Origin of the sequence: Pseudomonas avellanae BPIC 631, from assembly GCF_000444135.1 — a bacterium.
In the GTDB taxonomy this organism is placed as follows: Bacteria; Pseudomonadota; Gammaproteobacteria; order Pseudomonadales; family Pseudomonadaceae; genus Aquipseudomonas; species Aquipseudomonas avellanae.
Genome location: NZ_ATDK01000011.1, coordinates 1 through 6,645, shown reverse-complemented (window position 1 = coordinate 6,645; position 6,645 = coordinate 1). Strand labels below are relative to the sequence as shown.

At 63.2% G+C, this 6,645-nt stretch carries 2 protein-coding genes; both read right to left on the bottom strand.

The features are described 5' to 3' along the window. Positions 1-6,011: non-ribosomal peptide synthetase (locus tag DW49_RS0100550; protein ID WP_005617165.1), on the bottom strand; the 6,011-nt coding region annotated here is incomplete at its 3' end. A gap of 1 nt (position 6,012) precedes the next feature. Continuing rightward, positions 6,013-6,645: phosphopantetheine-binding protein (locus DW49_RS0100545; RefSeq protein ID WP_029768568.1), on the bottom strand; the 633-nt coding region annotated here is incomplete at its 5' end.

Below are 6,645 nucleotides of genomic sequence, written 5' to 3'. Positions count from 1 at the left end.
AGTACCTGGGCTTCGATCAGGCTGTGCAGGCATTGCTCGCTCGGGAAGTCGGCAGCAGTCGCGTTCCAGCCACGCAACACCTGTTGCTGTTCATGATCATCCAACAGCGCCAGCTCGCCAATCGCCGTCTGCGGATCACGCACCAATGCCTGCAAAACCTGCCGCAGATGCGCCGACAACTGCGCCATGTGCAATTCGCTGAACGACTGACGGGCGTAGCTGAAACGCATCGACAACGTTTCGCCCAGGTTGACCACCAGCGTCAGCGGGTAATGAGTCTGCTCCTGCGTGTGCAGGCCGCCGAATACCAGCCCCTGCGGCGCGGACTGCTGTAATGCCTCGGACACCGGGTAGTTTTCGAACACCAGAATGTTGTCGAACAGCGCCTCGCCAGCACTGCGTGCCCAGCGTTGAATGTCGTATAGCGGCGTGTGTTCATGCTCACGCAGGGCGATGTTCTTGGCCTGCACCTGCTGCACCCAGTCCGCCACCCGCTGTTCCGGGCGCGGGCTGGCAATCACCGGCAGGGTGTTGATGAACAACCCCAATTGCTCTTCGACGCCCGGCAGCTCGGCCGGGCGCCCGGCCACGGTAGCGCCGAAGGTCACGCTGGACTGCCCGGTGTAGCGTTGCAGCACCAGCAGCCAGGCCGACTGCACCAGCGTGTTGAGGGTGACGCGCTGCTCACGGGCGAACTCGCTCAACTGGCGGGTGCTGTCGGCGTCGATCAGTTGCAAGTAATCGCCATGCCCCTGCCCGTTCTCGGGCGCTTTGAACGCTTGAACCAGCCGGGTCGGCTCGTCCAGCTCGGCCAACTGGCCGGTCCAGAAACGTTCGCTGAGCGCAGCATCCTGACGCTGCAGCCATTCGATGTAATCGCGATAACGGCTGACTTGCCTCGGCAGTGTCTGGCCGCTGTAGCGTTGCAGCACTTCGCCCAGCAGCCGCGAGCTGCTCCAGCCATCCATGAGGATGTGATGGCTGGTGTAGATCAGTTGATGCGTCTGTTCGCCGGTTCGCAATAAGGCCAGGCGCAGAAGCGGCCCCTGAGCCAGGTCGAAGCCCTGCTGGCGATCGGCACTCGCCCAATCGTCGATCCATTCGCCTGATTGCGCGCGGGCGTCCAGTTCTACAAACGGCATGCTCACATCGCGCAACACCACTTGCAGTGACTGCTCAAAATGGCTGACAAAGCCGCTGCGCAGCACCTCGTGGGCATCCAGTGCCGCCTGCCAGGCGGCGCGGAAACGCGGCACGTCCAGGCCGCTGACCTCGACGCGCATCTGGTTGATGTAATTGCCTGCTTCCTGCTCGAACAGGGTGTGAAACAGCATGCCCTGCTGCATCGGCGCCAGCGGGTAGATGTCTTCGATCTGCGCCGCAGGCATCGGCAAACGGCTTAGCTGCGACTGGGTAAGGCGCGCCAGCGGGAAGTCCGACGGCGTTACCCCGGCCACGCCTTCGGTGGTGCAATGCGTAATCAGTTGTTGCAGTTCAACCGCGTATTCGTCGGCCAGCCGCTGCACGGTGTCACGTTCAAACACCGCGCCGCTGAAGGTCCAGCTCAGGCGCAGTTCGCCGCCATACACCTGACCGTTGATGCTGAGTGGCGCAGCCAAAGGTGCATCGGCGCTCTGCGACGCGCCGCTGCTGTCGGCCGAAGGCGTGAACAGCGCGCCTTGTGCATCAAAGCTGCCGTCGAACTGCCCCAGATAATTGAACACGATGCTGCCCTGCGGCAGTGCTTGCAGGGTCTGCCGTGTCGATTCGCTGCCCAGATAGCGCAACGCGCCGTAACCAATGCCCTTGTCAGGCACTGCACGCAGTTGCTCCTTGATGGTCATGATCGACTCGGCCAGCGTGGCCTGCGGGGTGAGCCGGACCGGGTACAGGTTGCTGAACCAGCCGACCGTGCGGGTGATGTCCAGCGCGTCGAACAGATCCTCTCGGCCATGCCCTTCCAGACGAATAAGCGCGTGCGGCTGCGCAGTCCAGCGGCTGACCACCCGCGCCAGCGCGGTCAGCAGCAGGTCGTTGATCTGCGTGCGGTAGGCCGCTGGCGCTTCTTGCAGCAGTTGCCGGGTCAGTTCGCCATTCAGTTGCGTGACCACCGACACCGCGTGTTTCTGTTGCTGGCCGCCGCTCGGGTGATCGCAAGGCAAAGCATCGCTGACCTCCTGCAACTGCGCTTGCCAGTAACCCAGCTCCTGTTCCAGCGCGGGGCTTTGCGCATAGGCCTGCACATGCTCGGCCCAGCTTTTCAGCGAGCTGGTTTTCGCCGGCAGCGACAATGGCCGGCCTGCCTCGGTGGCGACATACGCGTGTTGCAGGTCTTCCAGCAACACGCGCCACGACACACCGTCCACCGCCAAATGGTGAATAACCAACAACACGCGCTGTTCGCCGTGCGGCAGGTCGATCAGCGCTGCACGCAACAAGGGGCCGTTTTTCAGGTCCAGGCTGCGTTGCGCTTCATCAGCCAGTTCGCTCAGGCGCTCGACACTGTCGAGTGTGTGGGTCCACAGCACGTCGCGCGTGTTCAGCGCGCCGAACGTGGCCTGCCACTGGCCGCCTTGCTGCGTGAACCCAAGACGCAGTGCGTCGTGATGTTCGATCAGAGCGGTGAGTGCCGCTTGAAGAGGGGTTGCCTCCAGCGTTTGCAGGGGCTTGAGCATCAGCGCCTGATTCCAGTGCTGACGCTCAGGGATGTCCAGCTCGAAGAAGCGCGCCTGAATCGGCAGCAGCGGCAGCGAACCGCTGACCTGCTCCACCACAGCCATTGGCTTTTTCTCGATCAATTTGGCGACAGAAGCCAATTGGCCGATGGTCTGTTTTTCGAACAGTTGCTTGGGGCTGAGCTTGATGCCCTGACGCTTGGCGCGGGCAATGATTTGCAGGCTGAGGATCGAGTCGCCGCCCAGTTCGAAGAAGTTGTCGGTGCTGCCGACCTGCTCCAGCTTCAACACGTCAGCCCACACGGCGGCGAGCTTTTCCTCGATCTCGCCAACCGGCGCGGTATAACGCTGTTTGACCACGCCCGGCTTGGGCAAGGCGCGCTTGTCGAGCTTGCCGTTGGCGGTCACGGGCAGCCTGTCCAGCAACATGATCTGCGCGGGCACCAGGTATTCCGGCAGGCGCGCCGCCAGTTGCTCGCGCAGACCCTCGACGCTCAGGCGCGCACCGGCTGCCGCGACGCAGTACGCCACCAGTTGCAGACGTGTTTCGTCGCTCTCCAGCGGCTGGGCCAGCACTACGGCTTCGGCGACGTTTTCCAGGGTTTGCAACAACTGCCCGACTTCGCCGGGCTCGACCCGGTAACCGCGGATTTTCACCTGATCGTCCGCACGGCCCAGGTACTCCAGCACGCCATCCACCCAACGCGCACGGTCGCCGGCTCGATACAAACGCAGACCATCGGCGTCCGGGTCCGGCACGAAGCGTTCGGCAGTCATCGCCGCACGGCCCAGATAACCCTGCGCCAGCCCGCGACCGCCCAGATACAGCTCGCCCGCCACACGTTCGGCGACCGGGTTCAGGTAGGCGTCCAGCACCCGCGCCTTGCCGTTGGCCAGCGGCTGACCGACCGGCACGCTGCGGCAGGCATTCAAACGCTCGGCCACCTCATGGGTGAGGATGCCAACCGTGGTTTCGGTCGGGCCATAGTGATTGACGATGCGGCAGCCCGGTTTCAGCGCACGGACCTGCTCGATCAACCCCCAGGAACTGGCCTCGCCCCCCAGCATCAGCAACTGGCTCGGCAGCACGTCGGCAGGGTTTGCGGCTTGCAGCAAGCCCTGCAAATGGCTGGGCACAATCTTCAGCACCTCAACCTGATGCTCGGCCATGTAGCGGGCAAAACCGTCAGGGTCGAACGCCTGCTCGTGGGACAGCAGATGCAGCGGGCGCCCAGACGCCAGCGCACCGAACAGCAGCGTATGGCCCAGGTCTGCGGCGACCGTCGAGACCATCGCCATGCTTGCCCCGTCGTTCAGCGACAGGCGCGCAAGCACGCCCTGCACGTAATTGGCCAGCGCGCCGTGGCTGATCACCACGCCCTTCGGCTGCCCGGTGGAGCCGGAGGTGTAGATGATGTAAGCCGGCTGCTCGGCGATGACACGCACATTCAGCGCACTGCCATCCACCTCGGACCACAGCACAGCATCGAAGGCCAGCGCCGGGCACACGCCCAGTTGCGCGGCCTTGTCGTCGCCGGACGCATGAATCAACAGCGCCGCGCCGCTGTCACGAACCAGTTGCTGCAAACGCTCGGCGGGCTGCGCGCTGTCCAGCGGCAGGTACACGGCACCGAGTTTGAGCACCGCCAGCAGGCTGACCACCCACTCCACCGAGCGGTCCAGGCACAGCGCAACGGTCATGCCCGAAGCGATGTCCTGGCTTTGCAGGTAGCGGGCGAACTTGTTGCTGCGTTGTTCAAGTTCGTCAAAGCTCAACACCTGCTGGCCAACGCGCAATGCGGTCTTGCCACGTCCGATGTGCAGGCCCTGTTGCCAGAGGCTGAGGAAGTCGCCGCAGGCAAAATCGGCGCTCTGCTCAGCGGCGGGCAACGAAATGGTTTGCGGCTGATCAGCCAGACGCTGATCGGTGTCGGCGACCAGCGCTTGCAGTACAGCGCGCAGTGCGTCGGCCATACGCTCGATGGTCTGCGGCTCGAACAGGTCGGTGGCGTAGGTGAAATAGCCGCGAATGCCGCCCGGCGTGTCGGTGAAGTCGAACGCCAGGTCAAAGCGCGCATCGCTGCTGCCCATCGGAAACTCGTCGACGGTCAGGCCCGCCACACGCTGCCCGCTGTCTTCGGCGGCCAGCACATGCTGGTTGATCTTGAACTGGAACAGCGGGTTGTGGCCCAGATTACGTTCCGGGGCCAACGCATCCACCAGGTGCTCAAACGGCAGTTCCTGATGCGACTGGGCACCGGTAACGACCTGTTTCACCTGATCCAGCAGCTCAGCAAAGCTCTGCCGCTCATCTACTTGAACGCGCAGCACTTGAGTGTTGATAAAGAAGCCGATCAGCCCTTCCAGTTCGCTGCGGGTGCGCCCGGCGTTGGGCGCGCCGATGCGAATGTCGGCCTGACCGCTGAAGCGCGACAGCACCACCGACAGCGCCGCCAGCATCAGCATGAACAAGGTCTGGCCGCTGTTGCGCGCCTGGGCTTTCAGTTGTGCGGACAGGTGTTCCGGCAGATCGACACGCACAGTCGCGCCACGCTGACTCGGTTGCAGCGGACGCTCGTGGTCCAGCGGCAGGCTCAGCAACGGATGCTCGCTGCCCAGTTGCTGTTTCCAGTACTCCAGTTGCCGCTCGCCCTCCCCGGCTTCCAGCCAGGCGCGTTGCCAGATGGCGTAGTCGGCGTATTGAATCGCCAGCGCAGGCAATTGCGCGGGCTGACCGGACACCTGCGCCTGATACAACTGCACACATTCGCGAATCAGCACTTCGCCGGACCAGCCATCGGACACGATGTGATGCATGCACACGGTCAAAACGTGCTCGGCTTCGCCCAACTGAAATAGTTTGACCCGCAGCAAGGTGCCGCTCAGCAGGTCGAAGGGCTTATGCAGCTCGGCACGCACATGGCCCGCAATGTCGGCGGGCTCAACCGAGGCGAACTCAAGCGCGACGGTCGCCTGCTGAAGAATCTCCTGATAGAACACGCCGTCCTCGGAAACAAACCGTGTGCGCAGGGTTTCGTGGCGCTGCACCAACTGGTCCAGCGCTGCGCTCAAGGCCTGGCGGTCCAGCGGACCGTTGAGGCGCACCGCCATGGGAACATTGTAAGCAGCGTTGTCCGGTTCCATCTGCCAGAGGAACAGCATGCGCTGCTGGGCGTAGGACAACGGAATGCGCGCTGCGTCGTGCCGGGTCACGGCGATGGGCAGCAGTTTGAAGCTCTGCCCGGTCTCGTGCATCTTGGCGAGGATCTGCCGGCGCTGTTCCACGGGCAACCCGGTGAAACGCTGGGCGATACGCTCTGCTGCAGACTTGTCCATGTCAGATACCCGCCATTTCATTCATCATTTTTTCGATATCGGACAAGCCGTCCTCGGTCAGCGACAGGCCACTGCTGGCGAAGGCCTGAATAAATTCGTTCAATTGCGGTTTCTCGAAAATCAGGCGCAGCGGGATGTCGATCCCAAGGCCGGTGTGGATTCTGGCAATCAGTTGCGTGGCCAGCAGCGAATGGCCGCCCAGCTCGAAAAAGTCATCGGTCAGCCCGACCCGCTGCACTTTCAACACATCGGCCCAGATTGCGGCCATCTGCTGTTCCTGCTCAGTGGACGGCGCCACGTACTGGCGCTGCAATTGAGTGGCGTCCGGTGCGGGCAGCGCCCGGCGATCCAGCTTGCCGTTGGCGGTCAGCGGCATGCTGTCCAGCACGATGAAATGCGTGGGCACCATGTAATCCGGCAGCGACGCCTTAAGGTGCGCCTTTAACAGCTCACGCAGGTGATCGCTGCGCTGTTCAGCCACCAGATACGCCGCCAGTTGCTTGCCGGACGGGCCGTCAACGTCGATGACCACCGCTTCCTGAACGCTGTCGTGCTCCAGCAGGCAGGCTTCGATTTCACCCAGTTCGATGCGCAAGCCACGAATTTTCACCTGATGGTCGATGCGCCCGGCGTA